Below are 19,382 nucleotides of genomic sequence, written 5' to 3' on the forward strand. Positions count from 1 at the left end.
CATTGTAGAACTAAACCATCAATGACTACTTGATGATAACAAATGACCACCTAACGACAATTAATCAACGTATGGAAACGCAACAAAACGGTAAAACGGCCCTCATTACGGGTGCCGCCAGCGGCATTGGCCTCGAACTGGCCCGACTATTCGCTAAAGATGGCTACGCGCTGGTTCTGGTCGACCGCGATGAAGAAGGTTTAAATCAAGTCGCTTATAACCTCAAGAATCAGTACGGCACCCCAGCGACGCTGCTAACCAAAGATCTGGCCGACCCCAAAGCCCCCGACGAAATCTATGCCGAAACAAGTAGGCAACACTTGCACATTGATGTATTAGTGAACGATGCGGGCTTTGGCGAATACGGCCAGTTTGCTACCGAAACTGATCTGCAAAAAGAGTTGGCTATGGTGCAGACGAACGCCGTGGCACTGATGCACCTGACCAAGCTGTATCTCAAAGATATGGTCATCCGCAATGACGGAAAAATTCTGCTGCTGGGCTCTGAGGTATCGGTAGCGCCCAATCCATTGCAGGCCGTTTATGGGGCTACCAAAGCGTTCATTAAATCATTCGGCGAAGCCATTCGCGACGAACTAAAGGCGAGTGGCGCAAAAATTACGGTTACGGTGCTGATGCCGGGAGCTACGAGTACTAACTTTTTCCGGACGGCCGGTGCTGCCCACGTAAAAGGAGCTGATCCATCAAAAACGGCCAGCCCAGCCGATGTCGCCAAAGCCGGTTACGAAGCACTGATGAGTGGCAAAGATCACGTTGTGGCTGGCTTCAAAAATAAGCTGACAGTAGCCTTAGCGCACATTCTTCCCGATCCGCTCATAGCCGCCAATGTTCGAAGTGAGATGACGCCAAAAGAAGAGGTCGAAAAGCAAAAGCAGGCTATCACTGTGGCACTCACTGTAGGAGCAGTGGTCATTGGTGGATTGTGGTTATTGTCCCGTACTCGCAACGGCTATGGCATTAGTACCTACGACAAGGTTAAGTATCGCTATAAAGCCGGTAAAGCCAAGCACTCCGCAGAAAACGCCTTGAGCTCCGTAGCCGATTCGGTAACCGGGGCTTATCATCACGCTAAAGCCACCGTTGAGAAAGCCTTGGTATAGATCATCTAAGTGTGACTAGACAAGCGAAATAGACCGCAGATCCTTATGATGGCTATGATTTTGTAGATCATTCGGATCATAACTATCATAGGAATCTGCGTTCCATTTGATCTAAAGTAGTTCGGCCCGTTTACAAGAAATCCACTGATTTAACAGTTGCTTATACCCAACGTATGGAAGCGATAAAAACAAAAGCATACGGGGCAAAGGCCTCACTCATTGACTCGCTCAGTCGTCTGTCGCGGATGGACATTGAGCGTAACAGTCCTAAAGAGGATGAAGTACTAATTGACATTCTGTATTGTGGCGTGTGCCATTCCGATCTGCACCAGGTTCGGAACGACTGGGCCAACACAGTCTACCCCTGCATACCCGGCCATGAGATTGTTGGGAAAGTGGCACAGGCCGGTAATGCCGTGACCAAGTTCCAGGTGGGCGATGTGGTGGGCGTTGGTTGCATGATCGACTCGTGCGGCAAGTGTTCGTCCTGTCAGGAAGGCGAAGAGAATTACTGCGAAGGCCCCGTCAGTTGGACGGCCACCTACAACGGCTACATGAAACCCAACGGAAACGGCTTCAATACGTTCGGAGGCTACTCCACCAGCATTGTCGTGAAAGAGTCGTTTGTGCTGCGGATTCCCGACGCGCTGGACGCTAAACGGGCCGCTCCGATCCTGTGCGCTGGCGTAACCACTTACTCGCCATTACGCCACTGGAACGTAAAGGAAGGCGACAAGGTCGGCATCGTTGGCATTGGTGGTTTAGGACACATGGCGGTTCAACTGGCAAAGGCAATGGGGGCTCAGGTAACGGCCATTACTCGGAGTGAAGAGAAACGCGGAGCAGCCCAGGCGTTGGGCGCTCACGAGGTGCTCATTGAAGATGATAAGGCAGCGATGACAGCCCACGAGCTGGCGTTCGATATGCTGTTGATCACGATTCCCGATCCCTTCGATGTTAGCGCCTACGTCAACCTGCTGAAGAAAAACGGCTCACTGGTTACAGTAGGCTTGCTGGGTAAGTATAAAAGCCCACTCAACAACATGGATGTGGCCATGCATCGACGTAGCGTAGCCGGCTCCATTATTGGTAGCATTGCCGAAACGCAGGAAGTGCTGGACTTCTGCGCCGAACACGCGATTATGCCCGAGGTAGAGCTAATCGCGATGAAAGACATCAACAACGCCTTTAGTCGGATGATGGATGACAATGTGCGGTTTCGATTCGTGATTGACATGCAAACGCTTAAAGATGAGCATTAATCAGTGGCCTACCCGTGTTGATAACCAATGAACGTTCGGGGGTTCACTACTCTTATTGAACAATGAATAATGCTATGAATCAGACATATTTGAAGGCATTCGGTATTGGTGTCGTTGCTGGTATGCGGTCCTTAATCGCGCCAGCCTTGTTGAGCCACAAACTAGTCCGCACGTTTCCAACTAAACAACCAAGCAAACCTATTCATTACCTGGCTCAGCCAACCACATCGTTAGCCCTGAAGGTATTGGCCGGTGGCGAGATTGCTGGCGACAAAATTCCGAACGTACCCGATCGCACGATTCCGATTGAATTTGCAACTCGGGTTGCGTCGGGTGCAACTTGTGGAGGATTTCTGACCCAGGCCGAAGGCGGTGAGATTCCGGTTGGGGCCGTTGTCGGCGGACTCGGGACGGTGGTGGGTACGCTGGTCTTTTTCCACCTGCGGCAATGGCTGAGTAAAGGGGTAGGCGTACCCGATCCGGTAGTGGCACTGGCCGAAGATGCCCTGGCCATTGGTCTCGGCTGGTCGATTGTCAATACTATCGAACCAGTGCCACAGCCGGTGTAAGGCAATGGTTGTTCTTGCGCAGTAGCCACGGATCTCTCATCATAGTTGCTCCAAACATGCGGTCGCCAGGCGACGAAGTTAGTGGAGCCAACCAGGTAATCTTTGTACGTTTCATCATCACTTAATCAATTAGAACTGTGCCACGAGGAGACAAATCGGCTTATACCGATAAGCAAAAACGGCAGACGAAGCATATTGAGGAAGGTTACGAAGAGCGCAGAGTGCCCGAGGAAGAAGCAGAGCGCCGGGCCTGGGCAACGGTCAATAAAACGTCGGGGAGCGGCTAAAAGAGCGGTTCAGGTCGGGCCGCGTCAGGCCGTGGCTCGGCCGCAAACAAAGAGCCAACAAAAACCGGAGGCAAAAAAGGCGGAGCCGCTTCGGCTTCCCGAACCGCTGAAGAGCGTTCAGCCTCTGCCAGGAAAGCCGCAGCAACCCGCAAAGAGAAGGCGGAAAGCAAGCAATAAGAAAAGCGTAGTAACTCAGACCAACTGATTCGACCGATGTACAAGCCGGTTGAATCAGTTTTTTTGTTTATTTAAGCAGTACAAACGACACCCTTACCCCTTACCGGGACGTGTCTGCAGCTTATATGAGACTTGGTGTTTCTGGCTTACCTGTTTTTTCAACTATTATAACGCATCGAAAGCCGATTCCAGCATTATCCTTATCAGTAAAGCGCCGGGACAATTTGTTCCACTCTTGTTCGGCAGGAAGGCGATACGTGATCGCTGTCTTAGCTGATGCGTTAGCGGCTAGCATCTGTTGGTAGGTACTTAGCTTCGAATGAGTCTTTAGATAAGTAGCTACCACACTGCGCCATTCACAAATAGAAAACTCAGTGCGACAAGAGTTGATTTTATAACAGAATTTCGTCCAGTCCTGCTCACAGAACGACCCTTCGGCTATTTAATTGCTTGGTATCTAGCATTATATAGCTTAGCTTTTACGTATCTCTGCCTTTATATAAACCTCACTCGTAATGATTACCCACCTTCCTTCTTACATCAGTCTTGTGTTTGGATTGACGACCCTGCTTTGCTGCTGCTTTCTTTACCGGGCTGCGTCTGGGTTTAAAGAAACGCTCGTTGTCTTAGTTCCCTGGCTGAGTTTACAGGCAGGGCTCGCCGTAGCGGGGTTTTACCTGGAAATCAACAACTTTCCCTCCCCGTTTTCCGCTTTTAGTACTTCCTCCTTTATTACTCACAATAGGTTGTTCGTGACCCGTTCAGGGATACGATTTAATCAATACGCTGCGGTTCGATCAATTAACCCTGTTGCACGTCGTACACATTCCCGTTAAGATAATCCTGTTCTGGTTGGTAGCTAACCAGGCAGTACCGGAACTGATGACGTTTGACGGTAGAAATTATGACATTCTCTGGGGGCTCACAGCGCTAGTCATCTACTATTTCCGTTTTGTTAAAGGCCAGTTCTCTCGACGATTGCTTATTGGGCGGTACCAGTTCTTTGTCGATTATCGCAATCTGTGGCGGCAATCGATCACCGAACTGGCCCGACCTTAACGGGTAAGATCAACAACATTGTAAATGCCAACCTGAGTGGCGTAATCCTCTACGACCAGAACAGTAGTGTCCAGTACAGTCAGGCGCTGGCCATTAGCTTGTTATTCACCTTGTAAGCGCTGGCGCTGGTGCAAGGGCCATTACCTTACTTAGCCCCTCCGCCCTAAAACACGCTCGGCTCCCTCAGGTTGAGCGTTTACTTTCTCATGATTTTTAACGGAATCAGACCGGGGAGAAAGACAGGTAATCAATGTACACAGCTAACTAACGAATCAAATGCAACAGGTGATCAGACAGTATAGGCCAGACGACAGGGGCGGCAACGGTAATCAGGGAAATAGCGGTTCGCTGGAGGGCAGTAGTCTAACCAACGGGGATGATCTGGCAGGAACGACAACTGGTGCAGATACTACGGGCAATGGCTTACCAAACCTGAATGACGATAATCTGGGATCTGCGGACCTCGGCGTTACCAACCTCGGTAGCTCAGCCGGTACTACAGACCACGATGACGACTATACAACGGGTACAGTTGAGATCAGCAACGTAAGCGCATTAGATCGTAGGGTAGATGCGGATGACGATCTGGTTATTGCCGACGCCAACAGTGGCACAGGCGTAGGGGCTGGCGGAGACCTCAGCAGTCCGGGCATAGGAACGCTAAACGATGCAGGCTTGACAGCCAGCGGCTCGGCAGATGTTGATGACGATGAAATTCCGGAGGTAAATGCCGCTACACTCGTGGGTAGTACGGCCGGAGCAATGGGTGGTTTATCGGAAACAGATGCCAGTTCGGGCACTGCCGTCGTCGGCAGCATGAGCGGTACGGGCATTGATCCTAACGTAAATCTAAATTTGGGTGAGCCAGAGCAGGCAACCTCAGTTGGTAGCCAGTCGACCGGCAAAACGGCCCTCATAACGGGTGCCAGCAGCGGTATCGGTCGTGAACTAGCCAACCTCTTCGCTAAAGATGGCTACAACCTGATTTTAGTAGCTCGTAGCGAAGACAGTCTGCAACAAATTGCTCAGGAATACGAACAGCAGTTTGGCCTTCAGGCTACGGTCATCAGCCGGGACCTGGCCGATCCGAACGCGCCCGACGAAATCTACGCCGAAACCCAGCGGCAAGGTCTTCAGATAGATGTACTAGTCAACGACGCGGGCATTGGCGAATACGGCAAGTTTGCTACCGAGTCGGATCTGCAAAAAGAGTTGTCCATCATTCAGTTGAATGTAACCTCATTGGTACACCTGACAAAGCTGTATCTTAAAGATATGGTGACCCGTAACGAGGGTAAAATTCTTATGCTGGGCTCGATTGCTTCAGTGATGCCTCATCCGATGATGGCGGTGTATGGAGCGACAAAAGCGTTCATTTATTCATTCTCGGAAGCGTTGCGGAATGAATTAAAAGACACCAACATAACGATAACCGTGCTCATGCCTCCGGCTACCGACACGGATTTCTTTAACAAAGCCGGGGCTACGCATACGGTGGCCCAGGAGCAGGCACGTTCGATGAGCGCAGCCGAAGTCGCTAAAACCGGTTACAATGCCCTGATGAAAGGTAAGGACAAGGTAGCCGTAGGCCTGATGGCTAAGATAATGACGGCGGCTTCTTACATTTTGCCAGATGCTGTAGTAACCCAAAACGGCCGAAACCTGCTAAAAAGCCGCGAAGAAGCGAAACAAGATGCGCAAAAGACAACCATTGCCCTGGCCATAGGGGCTGCTGTGATTGGTGGCTTGTGGTTGTTGTCGCGGAGCCGAGGCAACGGGGCAATCAACACGTACGACAAATTCAAGTATCGCGCTAAAGTCAATTCAGCCAAGCGGTCGGTTTTGGATGCACTACCTGACACGTCTATCGGCGATAAGTTAACGAATATTACTCCGATCGATTCGGTTGTTGATTCGATGAAAGGCACGTATCATGACGCGAAAGCCGCTGTTGATAAAGCTCTTGTATAGGGGGGTTCCGAACTGGTGGGCAGAACAAGCACAAATTATAATTGAGCAAAAAAGGTTGTTGCGCAGATCGGACCACCGAAGCGGATTCACGAAGTAAAAGGAGATACACGGAGATTTTGCTGAAATACTCCTCTGTGTATTTCCTTTACTAAGCAGTTTGCGTAAGTGATGTTGAGCATAGTCTGAGACTATGCTCAACATCACTTACGCAAACTGGGCAACATTGATATGGTACGCCAACAGCTCAGCTAGCCTCTGCTTAACTTGGTTTTCCGGTTGAAGAACGCAACAACAACCGTGGTGATGGCAACCGTTATAATCACCTTTTGCGCCAGTCCTTTAGGATTGTGTTTCCACTCGGCTTTCCAGCCTTTTTCAGCAAAAATATTTGGTACATGTCCTCGTTTCAGGTCGTCCACGATTCCTTCCACCACGTTGACCCGGTCGGCCAGCAACAAGGGAAGCCAATGGCCGTATTCTGATTCACTGAACCGGAAGGCGTACCGACGAAGCGCTCCGCTCAACCCCGACGGTGGTGCAACCGTACCGAATACGGCTGTTACGTTAGGCCGTTCGTTGGAATGAAGCACTTCCACGGTTATAGGCTGTTGAGGAGGCCGTTCGTAGTTGAGCCGGTTATGATCGTCTCCCGTGTAGTTCTTCATTGGGTACGTAGGCTCATTCTTTGGATCAGCGTCTACCCCCCACCCTTTTATGTGCGAATAATCCTTTGCTATGTTCTCCATGATATGTCTTTTTATTTCCTGGCTGATGGTGGAATAAGAACGGGTTTAATACAGTTATCCCGCTTTGCCGAAAAGATGTGATACGCGTCAGCTACTTCTTCCAAAGGCACCCGGTGCGTAATGATCTCTTTCGGGTTCAGACGCCCGGCCTGAATGTGATCGATCAGCCTGGGCAGCAGTCGTTTTACCGATGCCTGATTGGCCCGGATCGTTAGCCCTTTATTGAGTACGTTTCCGATTGGAACCAGGTTATCCGTCGGGCCGTACACGCCAACGATTGAAACGATTCCGCCTTTCTTAACTGAATTGATGGCCCAGTGAAGCGCCGTTGCCGAACCCGCCTGCAACAGGGTTTTTCGGCCCGTAATGGTTTGGAGAGCGCTTCCGGCGGCATCAGCACCAACGGCGTCAATACACACGTCGGCCCCAAACCAGTCAGTTGTTTTCTTCAGGAACAAAACCGGATCGTCCATCGATTTGAAGTTATACGCTTCGCATTGCGCGTACTCCCGCACGAAGTCCAGCCGGTAGTCCAGGTGGTCAATAACGATCACGCGGCCGGCCCCGAACAGCCAGGCACATTTAGCCGCCAGAATACCGACGGGGCCGGCCCCAAAAACGACTACCGTATCGCCCACCTTAATACCGCCCATTTCGGCCGCCTGATAGCCCGTTGGTACTACGTCGGTTAGCAGAACCGCATCGTCGTGATCCATCCAGTCCGGAATAACCATCGGTCCTACGTCGGCGTAAGGCACTCGCACAAACTCGGCCTGCCCGCCATCATAGCCACCGGCCGTGTGCGAATAGCCGTATATTCCGCCAACGGCCGTTGCCTGCGGATTCGATTCGTGGCAGTTTCCAAACAATCCTTGCTTACAGAAAGCGCATTTTCCGCAGGCGATGTTAAACGGCACGATAACGTTATCCCCTACTTTGAGCTTCTCGACCGATGAGCCGATTTCTTCCACCACGCCAATAAACTCGTGCCCGAAGGTCGTACCTACCCGGGTATCGGGCACCAGACCATGATACAGGTGTAAATCGGACCCGCAGATACACGAGCGGGTAACGCGAACAATGGCATCGCCGGGATGCAGGATCTCCGGATACGGCTTGTGGTCAGCACGGACCCTGAAAGGCCCTCGGTAATTCATAGCTAGCATTAGACGATTCCTTTCTTTTATTAAATTTTATCAATTCCTTTATTCATACTTTAACTATATGTTTAATAGGCTGTTTAGAACATCTTATCCAATGCCCCGAACCGGGTACACAAAGTGGGTACAAGGTGTGCATACAAGGCAGAAAAAATCGGCAGCGAGTTACAGCGTCGTTGAAAGCACGTCAGCCATTTCGAGCTTGCTAGCGAGATGGCCACAGAAATTGCTACGTGGTGGAAGGTAAAAGCACTCAACCCTTCTTGGCTAACGTATAGCCATAAACGGTTTATATCAATGCAATTTTGGATAAATTAAGAGGCCAGTTTTAGCTTGCAACAACAAGGCGTGTGTTGGGCAACACTCCCGTATATATAACCTTAACATTAATTCGTATTAATCACCATTAATTTGTTTTAATACTGCTTTTCAAAAGAGATCGGGTTAGTTGCTGATTGTTAAGCGATCTTTTCATAGACGGGAAATAACTGCCAAAATGAAGGATTAACTTACTATTAATTAGCTCACTTTACCAGTAGTAAGTACTTGTCTAGGCAACTTTACCAGTATATATTTGTTAACACGCTAACACTTCTTCCGTCCCCTCAGCAGTCCAGGCCGATCTCGGAGTGTTTAAGCCTTCTCGAAGGCATGGGGCTGGTCTTAGCTCACGATCCTCAGTAGTACGCCGTAGTCAGTCGGTTATCAATGCTTACTTCGCATTTGTCGGCTTAATGCACTTTTGTTATGACAAACCGATTCACCCAAAACTCCATGCAAAAGGCTGTGCCTTCTGTTTGGGTCGTTGACGACGACGAAGACGATCAGTTGTTTATCCGTACGGCTTTTGCGAGCATCAGTCCGCCAATTAGTGTGCTAACGCTGAACGATGGCGAAGAGCTATTGCCTAAACTAGCGGAGTATGACGAGCTGCCGCAGCTGATTTTACTTGATATTAACATGCCGTATAGCAATGGTTTTGATACGCTGAAACAGTTGCGCACGACGTCAAAATACGCTACCTTGCCGGTGGTGATGCTCACTACCTCATCGGACGAAAGCGACCGACAGCACTCTCTGTCATTGGGCGCTGATCAGTTCATAACCAAACCAGCCAATTTTAACCAGCTGATTGCCCTAACCCAACGATTAGCCCGGCAATTGCAGGTTGATTAAGCATCCGGAATGACTTCCGTGTACAGCAAACGTTTCGGCTTTTTCCGCCACCCAGCCATTGGACGCGAACTTCAGGCACTCGATCCCATCAGCGACCACCAGCGGATGGTGCATTTGCTGACAGCCTATGAATTTCCGTTCGATATTACCCGAGCGCTCGAATTGGCGCTGTTTCACACCTACGCCAGTCCACGGGTGTCGGGGCTGCTGGCCCACACGGGCGAGTTTGAACGGCATGGTCAGAAACGGTACGATGACACGAGCCGCCTGATTGCCGAGTTTATGGAGTCGGGATACGACAGCGAAAAGGGTCAGCGGGCCATTGCTCACATGAATCTGATTCACAGCCATTACCAGATTGATAATGCCGACTACCTGTTTGTGCTGTCCACGTTTATCTTTTATCCGATCAACTGGGTAAATCAATACGGCTGGCGGAAACTAACTCCTGCCGAAGAGCTGTCTATTTTTTATTTCTTTCGGGCCGTTGGTGAGCGCATGAATCTAACGGATCTACCTGATAGTATAGCCGAGTTAAGAGCCTTCACGGATGCGTATGAAGATCGTTATTTCCGGTACACGGAGAGCAACCGACGTATTGCCGACGCTACGGTATCTATCGTGAAAGGCTGGTTTCCTAACTTTCTCCGTCCGCTGGTGCAGCCAGCGGTTGCCGCCATGATCAGCCCCAAATTACGAGACGCCTTTGGCTATGTAACTCCACCCGGTTGGTTTACGGCCTTAATTGCGGGCGGACTCTGGATACGGAAGTTTCCGTTACGCTGGCTGACCTTCAAACCGTATCCGTCGCTTGTTCAGCACACCACATTCCGGCATTACCCCGACGGACCACCCGACATCGAAGCCGTTGGGCCGGAGAAACTCCTGCGCCCTAAAGAGCGTTAATCCGATAAGTGAGAAGAGTTAATTACGAATGAACAACTCCTCAAAACAAGGCCTTTCCAGGACCGTGTGACAAGAGTGATTATACAACAGGTCTGAGAAAGGCACAACGCCTGGTCACTTCTTGGGGAGGAGTGCCAGGCGTTGTACGAACCTCTATATCTAGTCGGCTATTCTTGCACAAATCGAAGCCGTACTGTATGCAGCATACCTTGCTCCGATTTAGATACTTTCAGCTTTTTACCCATCAGCTGATGAATTAAATCCTGATTCAACTGCTGATCCTGGCTGAATACCTGTAGGTGTTCAACGCGGTTGTCAGTGGCGATCCGAAATTGAATGGTTACGGAGGAGTTGTGAGCTGTTTTTTGTAATAATTCTGGAAACGTAATGTAAACAGCTAACTGTTTTTGTAGGTCTTTCCCGGGCCTGATGCTGGCCTCAGCTTTTGAATACGATCCAGCTACTAAGTAGCTAGTAGAGAGAAGCATAATGAGCAATTGTTTCATGGTAGTAGTTGTTGTTATGTTTAGTTAACAGGACAAATGTAGGCTTACCCGCAACGGCCTTTTAATGGGAACTGGTAGTTAGTATGACCGGAGAAATACCTGACTACGTACCCAGTTTAGTTGGTAGGTTCGCCCTTTCTTTACTATTGTTTTGTCAATCGACAGGGTAAAATTGAGCGAGGTAAGGGGTGTTCACAAAAATTCCACCACGAGTCGTATGTATTTGACCATGAGTGGTGAATACGCGTTGTCTAGTTGTTGAAAAGCTCAGTGTGGCTTATTGATCTCAGATATGCTGGGAGCTAAAACACGAAGTCCGGCTGTTCATAATGAACAGCCGGACTTCGTACTCAATCAGGAAGAGTTACAGAAATAGCCTGACAAAAGTACAGGGTTTAGAAAAATCTAAATTTTGTACTTTTGTCAGACCTGTTTTATAACTCACGTGGCTGTTGCAAAAGTTAATACTTGATCATATCAGCACCATGAATTGGTGGTTTCTATCTATCCAACGGCTAGAAATTAGCTGGCGGACCAGGCTCTCAAGTCCCTTTTCAAACTTTTGCAACAGCCACGTGAGCTATATTATGAGGTTATACATAGATCAATCTACGCTTATCTCTGTCTGAGTAAATAAGAATAACCCACGAATGGTAATACGGCAGAACTACTACCTTCATTCCCTTTTAGAAAAAGTACAGTCCCCAGCCCTGCTTTCAAGGTGTTGCGTTGAAGATGCCAACCAAGACCTGCTGACAACATAAGTAGTTCTGAATAACGGCTACCGACCGGGGCTTGAGCCGACACATACACGTTTTGAGTAATAAAAGATAGTTCTCGGGTTAGTGGACGCCGATGACTTAAGCTTAAGATTAGGTTCACTCGACTGGGTAGGTTGACCCTTGTTTGTGAGAAAAAACCACCTACTCCAAATAGGAAACGCCCCCTAGTAACTCCCCCGCTAAAAGTGGTGTTTATCTGGCTATTCCCCTTTGTCAATAGAAGTTGAGGTACTACAAGGTAGCTAGATTTAGGCTTATCATAATCTAGTTGATAATAACCTAAGTTAGCCCCTACATACATATTTTGACCAATCTGCACACTATATTGAATTGTACCATAGACAGGAGGGTTTTGTCCTGTAATTAATACACCAGCGGAGACCTTTAAACGCTCCGTGATATGGTAAGTAAAAGAGTTAGCCAATACGTAATAATTGTTATAAACTAATTGGCCTTTGGGAGTTAACAAGGCATGCTGCTCTAGAAAGTAAGTAGCTCGAGACGATGTATCCGGACTAGTTTGAGCCTGTAAAATATGAGTAAGAGAAGCAAAAGTGATCAGACTAATTAAACGAATGTACATTCAGGCAAATCTGTTGTATAAGTGGCTTTATTTTAACGAATGGCCAAATCAGGCAAGAGATACGTCCAAACAAAGGCCGGAGCAACTGAGATCGAACGAAAAGCTTAGCAGATTCTCACGGCTTAGGCCGCCCAGTGCCACCTGAGCTCCGTTAACCGATAGTCCTGACAACGGATTAAACCTAATGAGGGCTAGCTATAAGATGTGGCTAGCCCTCATTAGGTTTAATCCGTTGCGATTACTTCTTCGTTACGCTTCCGAACCCGCTTCTTCAAAGCTACATCGCGCAGCTCGTATCGGATACCCTGCACCACGGCAATATCCTGATAGTCGCGCAGCATGTTGTAAATGTCGTGATCGATAAAGTGAGCCTTACTGCCGTCAATCAGAACGTCGTCGCCAGGTTGAAGACTGCCCAGGGCTTCTTTAAGCTGCGGTTTGCTCAGAAAATACAGATCCTTTTCAAACTCGATTGTCACGTTATGACCATTACGTATCATCTGGAACGTAGACTGGAAGTTGGAGTAAAGCACGAACAAAATTCCAACTACGGTGCCGAGTGCAATACCGATCAGCAGGTCGGTGAAGACAATGCCGACTACCGTAACGATGAAAGGGATGAACTGACTCCAGCCATCTTTAAACGCCTTTACAAAAACAGCGGGCTTGGCCAGCTTATAACCAACCATGATCAGTACTGCGGCCAGGCATGACAATGGAATCAGGTTGAGCAGTGGGCCACCCAGAAAAACAGCCAGCAGCAGCAACACCCCATGCAAAATAGTAGAAACCCGGGTTCTGGCCCCACCGTACACATTCGCTGATGTCCGGACAACAACCGATGTAACCGGCAAACCACCAATCAGTCCTGACAATGTGTTCCCTATCCCCTGAGCAATCAGCTCCTGATTAGGCGACGTAACCCGCTTGGCGGTGTCAAGCCGGTCGGAGGCTTCAAGATTTAATAAGGTTTCGAGACTGGCCACCAGTGCGAGGGTCGCAGCAATGCTATACGTCTTCAGGTCACCAAGGGCGCCGAAATCAGGAAAATCGAAAATCGAAAATAGGCTCTTGCCGGGGGCAACGGTTGGAATTTGCACCATGTGCTGATGCGCCGTATCGCCTAAATACCACTCAGGCACACTCACCCGAAAGAATTCGTTGAGCCCGATTCCCATAATTACGACGACCAGCGCCACCGGAAAATTCTTAATTGATGTTTGACGACTCCGATCGGCGATACGTCCCCAGACAATTAAAAAGAGTAATGACAATGCGCTGATAATCACTGCACCAGTACTGGCAGTTTCGATGGCCCGGTAGATTTCGGAGATTGTGTTTTCGCCATCGGCCAGTTGCTGAAACTCAAACTCTCCTTCGTAATCTTTATCGCGGCCGAGGGCGTGCGGAATTTGTTTTAGAACGATGACGACCCCAATGGCGACCAGTAATCCTTTGATAACGCTATCGGGGAACAGACTACTAAACCGCCCCGCTTTGATAAAGCCCAGCACCAGCTGCATGAGTCCTGCCAGTATAACTGCTACCAGAAATGCCTCATAAGAGCCTATTTTTGCAATGGCATCGGCTACAATGACAGCTAAACCAGCGGCTGGTCCGCTAACGCTGACTTCGGAGCCCGATAAAAAGCCAACCACAATGCCCCCAATCATGCCCGCGACCAGACCGGCAAACAAGGGCGCACCCGAAGCCAGCGCTATACCCAAACAAAGTGGAAGCGCCACTAAAAAAACGGATAAGCCAGCGGGCAGGTCCTGACGAAGCCAACCGGATTGATATTCTCTGAATGTTCGAAGAGGGCTGACTCGTTGCATGAAGGAGAACAAATAGATTGCTTAGTACGTCAACGTTGAAGCAATATACAACGTTGCGTAGAATTAAAAAGAGGTTAAAATATAATTTATACCTATCCATGTATGGCTCTTTTACCGACTGAACGTCAGTTTATACGTAATCACATCTCCGACGACGTCCGGTCATTATTACTCAGCGCTCATTCGCCCGAACTTGATATAAAAAAAGTAGTGGCTCAAATTGCGGCTCGCCAGAAAGCGCAGCATAAACTTCCGAGCTGGTTTGCCAACGACGCCCTCGTTTTTCCACCTGCTCTGTCGGTAGAACAGGCCTCCTCCGAACGAACGGCGCACTACAAAGCCTCACTGGTGAGCGGCCAGCGCTTGATTGATGTAACGGGTGGCATGGGCGTGGATAGCTGGGCGTTTGCGCAACGTGTCGAGCAAGTTATGTACATTGAGCAGCAGGCAGATTTAGCCAATCTAGCCGGCTATAACCTTCCCTTATTAGGGGCCACCAATGTGGTTGTTCGAGCCGGTAATGGTCTGGACGTAATAAATGAGCTTACTCAAGCCGCCGATTGGCTTTACCTTGACCCCCACCGGCGCAATGAGCAGGGGAATAAAGTAGTTCAACTAGCCGACTGCGAACCCGACATTTCCAAGGCCGATGTGCTGGCCGGTTTATTAACAAAAACAAACCGAATTCTACTGAAAACGTCGCCCCTGATTGATATTGACGCCACGATCCGGCAACTTACTAGCCAGTCGGTCTGTGGCATTGAGCGGGTAGACGTAGTGGCCATTCAAGGCGAGGTGAAAGAAGTGTTATTTGTCATTGGCCAAGCGCCGTTTCTGGCCAACGATGTCGTAACAACCGCCGTTAACTTAACTGCTCTGGGTGACATTCGTTTTCAGTTTAACAAAGGCGACGAACGTAGCGCCGACATCCCATTTGGCGATCCGCAACGGTATGTCTACGAACCCAATGCAGCAGTGCTGAAAGCAGGCGCCTTCCGACTGGTAGCCGCTCGTTTTAATCTGACCAAACTGTCGCCGAATAGCCATTTGTACACGAGTGACGAGTTACGACCCGACTTTCCGGGTCGAGCTTTTGAATTACAGCACGTAATTAAGCCCGACCGTAAGGCCTTACAAGCCCTGGTACCTGGTTTGAAAGCTAACTTAACCGTTCGAAACTTTCCGCAAACGGTGGCTGAACTCCGTAAAAAGTTAACCCTACAGGAAGGAGGAAATACTTACATTTTGGCAACAACGCTACTCAATGGCGAAAAACGCTTACTAATTACCACCAAAGCGAACTTAAGCGAAAGGCAATAAGTTGATCTTGATCAGATACAATACACCATTCCGATAAAACAAAAAAACTATGAACGCTACACTTCGCATGGCCCTTATTGCCAGCCTGTTTGCTTTAGTTACCACGGCTCGTGCCCAAACCGTTTATGCGGGCGAAAACACAGTTGATCAAAAGAAATTATCGGGTCTTTACCTAACGCTGCAAGGCGACGGACGGCAAATTGAACAGGACTGGGAGAATCAGTTAAAAACCTATGGTCGGGTGTCAAGCTCACGCGGCACGTACCGTGTTTCGAGCGCCGATATTCGTGATATTTCGCCGGAGCCGATCAACCTCACCAGCACCGTTAAAACGTCGCGCACCTCAGCCACCATTTTTGCGGCTTTCGATCTGGGCAGCGGCAATTTCGTTAAAACCGGCGACTCCGGTTATTCGGCCGCCGAACAGATCCTGAAAGACTTCGCCAGCAAAACCTCTTTCAACCAGGAGGTACGCACGGCGGAGACTGGCTTCGACGAAGCTCAAAAGAACCACCAGAAAGCCGTGCGTAATGGTGAGCGGCTCCAGCGTGAAATAGAAGCCAATGCCAAAGAAAAAGAACGGCTCCTGAAGCGGCTCGACGATAATGCGAAAGAGCTGGAGCAACTTCAGAAAGACATAGAAACCAACAAAACAGAGCAGGAAGCGGCTATGACCGCATTAGATAACCGGAAAAAGAATGTTGAGGCTGTTAAAGCCAAACGACCATGATTGCACTCAATGGCAGATAGTAACACCAATAATCTGTCGTTATGGGGTATAGGTCCCAATCTATTCTTAGAAAAATCACTACCCGAAAGCCACGCCAGTCCAGTCTGAGCGTGGCTTTCGGGTAATTCATACCGTACGGGAAATTCGCCATTTGCCCTACGTCCTGCCACTCCTGCTACGGAACCCGCTCAAAGTACCGCAGAACCGTCGATTCATACCGCGACTAAGGCCTACTACACCCCTAAGTTTGTCTTGTCAAACGCGGGTAGTTTCAACGGTACATCGCTGATTGTCTATCTGCTCTAATCACGTTAACTAACTAAACGTATGAGTAGCGCCACAATGGTAGCAGAGCCACTAACGGTACCAGTCGCTCAGGACCCACACCTTTCAACGGGTGTAAAAGCCTTTTTAAACGTATTAAATGCTGGCGGAGGCCCACCGCTGGAAATGTTGTCGCCTAAAGAAGCCCGGCAGGTATTGGTTGATGCGCAGGCATCCGTACCAGTCGATTTATCGGGTATCGAGGTGTCGGAAAAGACCATTACAAGCGATGGGTTCACGATTAAGCTACATATTGTCCGGCCAGCGGGTGCGGAAGGTAAACTGCCGGTTTTCATGTTTATTCATGGGGGTGGCTGGGTACTGGGTGACTTCCCAACGCATCAGCGTTTGGTACGCGACCTGGTCGTCGAGTCTGGTTTTGTTGCGGTTTTTGTCAACTATACGCCAAGCCCCGAAGCCCATTATCCTCAGGCCACCAACGAGATCTATGCTGCTACTAAATGGGTGGCTGAAAACGGTGACGAAATCAATGTAGATGGTTCGCGATTGGCGGTGGTCGGCAACAGTGTAGGCGGCAACATGACCGCTGTAACCTGCCTGAAAGCGAAGGAAAACGGCGGCCCCGACATCAAGCTTCAAATTCTGTTCTGGCCGATTGTTGATGCCGATTTCACGACCGAATCGTACCAGTTGTTTGGTCAGGATCGTTTCCTGACGACGCCGTTGATGAAGTGGCTCTACGACCAATATACCACCGACCCCGACGAGCGCCGACAGATCTATGCGTCGCCGTTACAAGCTTCGGTTGAGCAGTTGCGCGGCCTTCCACCGGCGCTTATCCAGGTTGCTGAAGCAGACATCCTGCGGGATGAAGGGGAAGCTTACGGGCGTAAATTAGATGAAGCGGGTGTAACTGTAACGACCATTCGCTATAACGGAATGATCCACGATTTTGGCTTACTCAACGGAATGGCCTACCTGCCTCCGGTTCGTTCGCTGTTTGTTCATGCAGCCGCTGAACTCAAAAAGTACCTTAGCTAACCAAAGTTTTTCATTCTTTTTCATTATGTGGACAATCAACCGCGTCGCTTTAGGCGCATTACTCACACTGACTATGACCCTGTCATCAACCGAAGCAACAATGGCTCAATCAACAGCCACCGGTGTAAAAAACATAGTGCTGGTGCACGGCACATGGGCCGATGGCTCAAGCTGGTCTAAGGTGATTCCGTTGCTGGAAGCCAAGGGTTTTAACGTACTCGCCGTACAGAATCCACTAACGTCTTTGGGAGACGATGTAGCAGCTACCAAACGAGCCATTGAATTACAGAATGGTCCCGTTCTGCTGGTGGGGCACTCCTGGGGGGGCGTGGTCATTACCGAAGCGGGTAACCACGACAAAGTAGCAGGGCTAGTGTACGTAGCGGCCGCGGCTCCTGATGAGGGCCAGTCGTTTTTGGAACTGGTTCAAACCGCACCCTCAACGCCAGGTAATGATCAGATTCGCCCGGATGCCTATGGGTACGTAAGCATGTCGCCCAAAGGCATCTTCGAGGATTTCGCGCAGGATCTGCCGGAGTCAGAACGGAAACTAATTTTGGCCACCCAGGGGCCGCAAGCGTTTACGGCGCTGCAGGAGAAGGTTAGTAAAGCCGCCTGGAAAACGAAACCTTCCTGGTACGTAGTGGCCGCCAACGACCGTATGATTAATCCGGATCTAGAGCGGACGCTGGCCAAGAAGATGAAAGCCAATACGCTGGAGGTAAAAACCAGCCATGTGGCCATGCTGGCTGAGCCGAAAACGATTGCCAACGTCATCATCGAAGCGGCCCAGAAGCTGGCAACGAAGTAAGTAATAGAACGCAGATTGTTATGATCTACTATGATAAAAATCATCGTCATGATAATCTGCGTTCTAACTCCATAGATGCCCTACTTCTATTATGAATAACTCCATCTTAGGCTTGCATCACATTACGGCCATTGCCAACAACGCGCAGCGAAACTATGATTTTTACACCCACGTACTCGGGCTGCGGATGGTAAAGAAGACTGTCAATTTTGATGATCCCGGTACGTATCATTTTTATTACGGAAATGAGGAGGGAACGCCGGGTACCATTCTCACTTTTTTTCCTTGGGAAGGCATAGGGCCGGGTCGAAATGGGGTTGGTATGGCCACCGAAATCGGCTACTCGGTCCCAATTGACAGTCTGGATAACTGGGCTGGCCGGTTTAAGGAGCTTGGCGTGTCGGCCGGTGAACAGGCCGAACGGTTTGGCGAACGCTACCTGCCTTTCACGGACCCCGATGGCCTCGCATTCACGCTCATCGCTCCCAAACAACCCGACAATCGTCCAGTGTGGGAAACAGAGGATATTAAGCGGGACACAGCCACGCGGGGGTTTCATAGCATCACCCTAGCGCTGCAACATATCGAACCAACGGCCCGCGTTCTGACGGACATATTTGGGTATCGGTTGCTGGCGCAGGAGGGTAATCGTTACCGGTTTGAAACGGATGCCGTGCCCACCGCATCGATTGTTGATTTGCTGGAAGAACCCGAAGGCCACCTGGGCCGGAATGCGGCCGGAACCAATCACCACGTAGCGTTCCGGGTGGCTAACGACGCCATACAGATGGACTATCGGGACAAAATTCTGAGCAGTGGTTTACAGATCACCCCGAAAATAGACCGCGACTATTTTTTCTCGCTGCACTTCCGAGAACCGGGTGGCGTATTATTTGAAATTGCTACCGATAATCCCGGCTTTACGGTCGATGAACCGCTGGAAGAACTGGGAAGCCACCTAAAGCTGCCCAAACAATACGAAGCATCACGGGCGAAGATTGAGAAAGTCTTACCGATAGTAAGATAAAGACACTCCACTACTAATTATTTGATCA

Annotated in this window: 19 protein-coding genes; 13 read left to right on the top strand and 6 right to left on the bottom strand. The window is 49.6% G+C overall.

Going from position 1 to position 19,382, the window contains the following annotated elements; translation table 11 throughout:
- The first annotated feature begins 71 nt into the window (after positions 1-71).
- From ACFSUS_RS15040 to ACFSUS_RS15055, 4 genes are all read left to right on the top strand, one after another.
- Positions 72-1,121, top strand: coding sequence for an SDR family NAD(P)-dependent oxidoreductase (locus tag ACFSUS_RS15040; protein WP_381523910.1), 1,050 nt, complete (start codon positions 72-74; stop codon positions 1,119-1,121).
- 173 nt (positions 1,122-1,294) lie between these two features.
- The gene (locus ACFSUS_RS15045; RefSeq protein WP_381523911.1) at positions 1,295-2,383 is read left to right on the top strand and encodes an NAD(P)-dependent alcohol dehydrogenase; all 1,089 of its coding nucleotides are present in this window, start codon (positions 1,295-1,297) and stop codon (positions 2,381-2,383) included.
- 74 nt (positions 2,384-2,457) lie between these two features.
- Complete coding sequence (locus ACFSUS_RS15050) at positions 2,458-2,952, top strand: DUF4126 family protein (RefSeq protein ID WP_381523912.1); 495 nt, start codon at positions 2,458-2,460, stop codon at positions 2,950-2,952.
- A gap of 137 nt (positions 2,953-3,089) precedes the next feature.
- Positions 3,090-3,239: a hypothetical protein gene (locus ACFSUS_RS15055; RefSeq protein WP_381523914.1), complete on the top strand. Its 150-nt coding sequence runs from the start codon at positions 3,090-3,092 to the stop codon at positions 3,237-3,239.
- Here the strand turns inward: ACFSUS_RS15055 and ACFSUS_RS15060 are convergent.
- On the bottom strand, positions 3,236-3,409 hold the full coding sequence (locus ACFSUS_RS15060) for a hypothetical protein (RefSeq protein ID WP_381523915.1): 174 nt from the start codon (positions 3,407-3,409) through the stop codon (positions 3,236-3,238). The genes ACFSUS_RS15055 and ACFSUS_RS15060 overlap by 4 nt on opposite strands.
- A gap of 1,029 nt (positions 3,410-4,438) precedes the next feature.
- On the opposite strand from ACFSUS_RS15060, the gene ACFSUS_RS15065 reads away from it, so the two are divergent.
- Both ACFSUS_RS15065 and ACFSUS_RS15070 read left to right on the top strand, forming a co-directional pair.
- The gene (locus ACFSUS_RS15065; protein WP_381523916.1) at positions 4,439-4,591 is read left to right on the top strand and encodes a hypothetical protein; all 153 of its coding nucleotides are present in this window, start codon (positions 4,439-4,441) and stop codon (positions 4,589-4,591) included.
- A gap of 160 nt (positions 4,592-4,751) precedes the next feature.
- Entirely contained in the window at positions 4,752-6,446 is a 1,695-nt protein-coding gene (locus ACFSUS_RS15070; protein WP_381523918.1) for an SDR family NAD(P)-dependent oxidoreductase, read from the top strand.
- 248 nt (positions 6,447-6,694) lie between these two features.
- Here the strand turns inward: ACFSUS_RS15070 and ACFSUS_RS15075 are convergent, their stop codons facing one another.
- Positions 6,695-7,192, bottom strand: a complete 498-nt coding sequence (locus ACFSUS_RS15075) for a hypothetical protein (protein WP_381523919.1) — start codon at positions 7,190-7,192, stop codon at positions 6,695-6,697.
- A gap of 11 nt (positions 7,193-7,203) precedes the next feature.
- Complete coding sequence (locus ACFSUS_RS15080; RefSeq protein ID WP_381523921.1) at positions 7,204-8,358, bottom strand: zinc-dependent alcohol dehydrogenase; 1,155 nt, start codon at positions 8,356-8,358, stop codon at positions 7,204-7,206.
- 741 nt (positions 8,359-9,099) lie between these two features.
- Between ACFSUS_RS15080 and ACFSUS_RS15085 the strand changes: the two genes are divergently transcribed.
- Both ACFSUS_RS15085 and ACFSUS_RS15090 read left to right on the top strand, forming a co-directional pair.
- Complete coding sequence (locus tag ACFSUS_RS15085) at positions 9,100-9,528, top strand: response regulator (RefSeq protein ID WP_381523923.1); 429 nt, start codon at positions 9,100-9,102, stop codon at positions 9,526-9,528.
- Positions 9,529-9,537: 9 nt separating this feature from the next.
- The gene (locus ACFSUS_RS15090; RefSeq protein ID WP_381523925.1) at positions 9,538-10,434 is read left to right on the top strand and encodes an oxygenase MpaB family protein; all 897 of its coding nucleotides are present in this window, start codon (positions 9,538-9,540) and stop codon (positions 10,432-10,434) included.
- 167 nt (positions 10,435-10,601) lie between these two features.
- Here ACFSUS_RS15090 and ACFSUS_RS15095 read toward each other — a convergent pair whose 3' ends face one another.
- The 3 genes from ACFSUS_RS15095 to ACFSUS_RS15105 form a co-directional block, all read right to left on the bottom strand.
- Complete coding sequence (locus tag ACFSUS_RS15095) at positions 10,602-10,940, bottom strand: hypothetical protein (RefSeq protein ID WP_381523927.1); 339 nt, start codon at positions 10,938-10,940, stop codon at positions 10,602-10,604.
- Positions 10,941-11,555: 615 nt separating this feature from the next.
- A complete protein-coding gene (locus tag ACFSUS_RS15100) occupies positions 11,556-12,305 on the bottom strand; it encodes a hypothetical protein (RefSeq protein ID WP_381523928.1) in 750 nt (249 codons plus the stop codon).
- 224 nt (positions 12,306-12,529) lie between these two features.
- On the bottom strand, positions 12,530-14,140 hold the full coding sequence (locus ACFSUS_RS15105; protein ID WP_381523930.1) for a SulP family inorganic anion transporter: 1,611 nt from the start codon (positions 14,138-14,140) through the stop codon (positions 12,530-12,532).
- Between the two features lie 102 nt (positions 14,141-14,242).
- On the opposite strand from ACFSUS_RS15105, the gene ACFSUS_RS15110 reads away from it, so the two are divergent.
- From ACFSUS_RS15110 to ACFSUS_RS15130, 5 genes are all read left to right on the top strand, one after another.
- On the top strand, positions 14,243-15,460 hold the full coding sequence (locus ACFSUS_RS15110) for a THUMP-like domain-containing protein (RefSeq protein WP_381523932.1): 1,218 nt from the start codon (positions 14,243-14,245) through the stop codon (positions 15,458-15,460).
- 49 nt (positions 15,461-15,509) lie between these two features.
- Positions 15,510-16,190 (top strand): hypothetical protein, encoded by a 681-nt coding sequence (locus ACFSUS_RS15115; RefSeq protein WP_381523934.1) that lies wholly within the window; start codon positions 15,510-15,512, stop codon positions 16,188-16,190.
- Positions 16,191-16,517: 327 nt separating this feature from the next.
- Positions 16,518-17,516 carry an alpha/beta hydrolase gene (locus tag ACFSUS_RS15120; protein WP_381523936.1) on the top strand — a complete coding sequence of 333 codons (999 nt, stop codon included), beginning with the start codon at positions 16,518-16,520 and terminating at the stop codon, positions 17,514-17,516.
- 73 nt (positions 17,517-17,589) lie between these two features.
- Complete coding sequence (locus ACFSUS_RS15125; RefSeq protein ID WP_381523937.1) at positions 17,590-18,327, top strand: alpha/beta fold hydrolase; 738 nt, start codon at positions 17,590-17,592, stop codon at positions 18,325-18,327.
- 91 nt (positions 18,328-18,418) lie between these two features.
- On the top strand, positions 18,419-19,354 hold the full coding sequence (locus ACFSUS_RS15130; protein WP_381523939.1) for a ring-cleaving dioxygenase: 936 nt from the start codon (positions 18,419-18,421) through the stop codon (positions 19,352-19,354).
- The last annotated feature ends 28 nt before the right edge of the window (positions 19,355-19,382 follow it).

This window comes from Spirosoma soli, from assembly GCF_042684525.1.
Taxonomy (GTDB): Bacteria; Bacteroidota; Bacteroidia; order Cytophagales; family Spirosomataceae; genus Spirosoma; species Spirosoma soli.

What these genes read in the sequence shown, in the direction of transcription:
- ACFSUS_RS15095 (WP_381523927.1), bottom strand. Translation starts at nt 10,940, where the DNA reads ATGAAACAATTGCTCATTATGCTTCTCTCTACTAGCTACTTAGTAGCT.
- ACFSUS_RS15070 (WP_381523918.1), top strand. Translation starts at nt 4,752, where the DNA reads ATGCAACAGGTGATCAGACAGTATAGGCCAGACGACAGGGGCGGCAAC.
- ACFSUS_RS15100 (WP_381523928.1), bottom strand. Translation starts at nt 12,305, where the DNA reads ATGTACATTCGTTTAATTAGTCTGATCACTTTTGCTTCTCTTACTCAT.
- ACFSUS_RS15130 (WP_381523939.1), top strand. Translation starts at nt 18,419, where the DNA reads ATGAATAACTCCATCTTAGGCTTGCATCACATTACGGCCATTGCCAAC.
- ACFSUS_RS15105 (WP_381523930.1), bottom strand. Translation starts at nt 14,140, where the DNA reads ATGCAACGAGTCAGCCCTCTTCGAACATTCAGAGAATATCAATCCGGT.
- ACFSUS_RS15080 (WP_381523921.1), bottom strand. Translation starts at nt 8,358, where the DNA reads ATGCTAGCTATGAATTACCGAGGGCCTTTCAGGGTCCGTGCTGACCAC.
- ACFSUS_RS15125 (WP_381523937.1), top strand. Translation starts at nt 17,590, where the DNA reads ATGACCCTGTCATCAACCGAAGCAACAATGGCTCAATCAACAGCCACC.
- ACFSUS_RS15040 (WP_381523910.1), top strand. Translation starts at nt 72, where the DNA reads ATGGAAACGCAACAAAACGGTAAAACGGCCCTCATTACGGGTGCCGCC.
- ACFSUS_RS15050 (WP_381523912.1), top strand. Translation starts at nt 2,458, where the DNA reads ATGAATCAGACATATTTGAAGGCATTCGGTATTGGTGTCGTTGCTGGT.
- ACFSUS_RS15110 (WP_381523932.1), top strand. Translation starts at nt 14,243, where the DNA reads ATGGCTCTTTTACCGACTGAACGTCAGTTTATACGTAATCACATCTCC.
- ACFSUS_RS15075 (WP_381523919.1), bottom strand. Translation starts at nt 7,192, where the DNA reads ATGGAGAACATAGCAAAGGATTATTCGCACATAAAAGGGTGGGGGGTA.
- ACFSUS_RS15120 (WP_381523936.1), top strand. Translation starts at nt 16,518, where the DNA reads ATGAGTAGCGCCACAATGGTAGCAGAGCCACTAACGGTACCAGTCGCT.
- ACFSUS_RS15090 (WP_381523925.1), top strand. Translation starts at nt 9,538, where the DNA reads ATGACTTCCGTGTACAGCAAACGTTTCGGCTTTTTCCGCCACCCAGCC.
- ACFSUS_RS15115 (WP_381523934.1), top strand. Translation starts at nt 15,510, where the DNA reads ATGAACGCTACACTTCGCATGGCCCTTATTGCCAGCCTGTTTGCTTTA.
- ACFSUS_RS15085 (WP_381523923.1), top strand. Translation starts at nt 9,100, where the DNA reads ATGACAAACCGATTCACCCAAAACTCCATGCAAAAGGCTGTGCCTTCT.
- ACFSUS_RS15045 (WP_381523911.1), top strand. Translation starts at nt 1,295, where the DNA reads ATGGAAGCGATAAAAACAAAAGCATACGGGGCAAAGGCCTCACTCATT.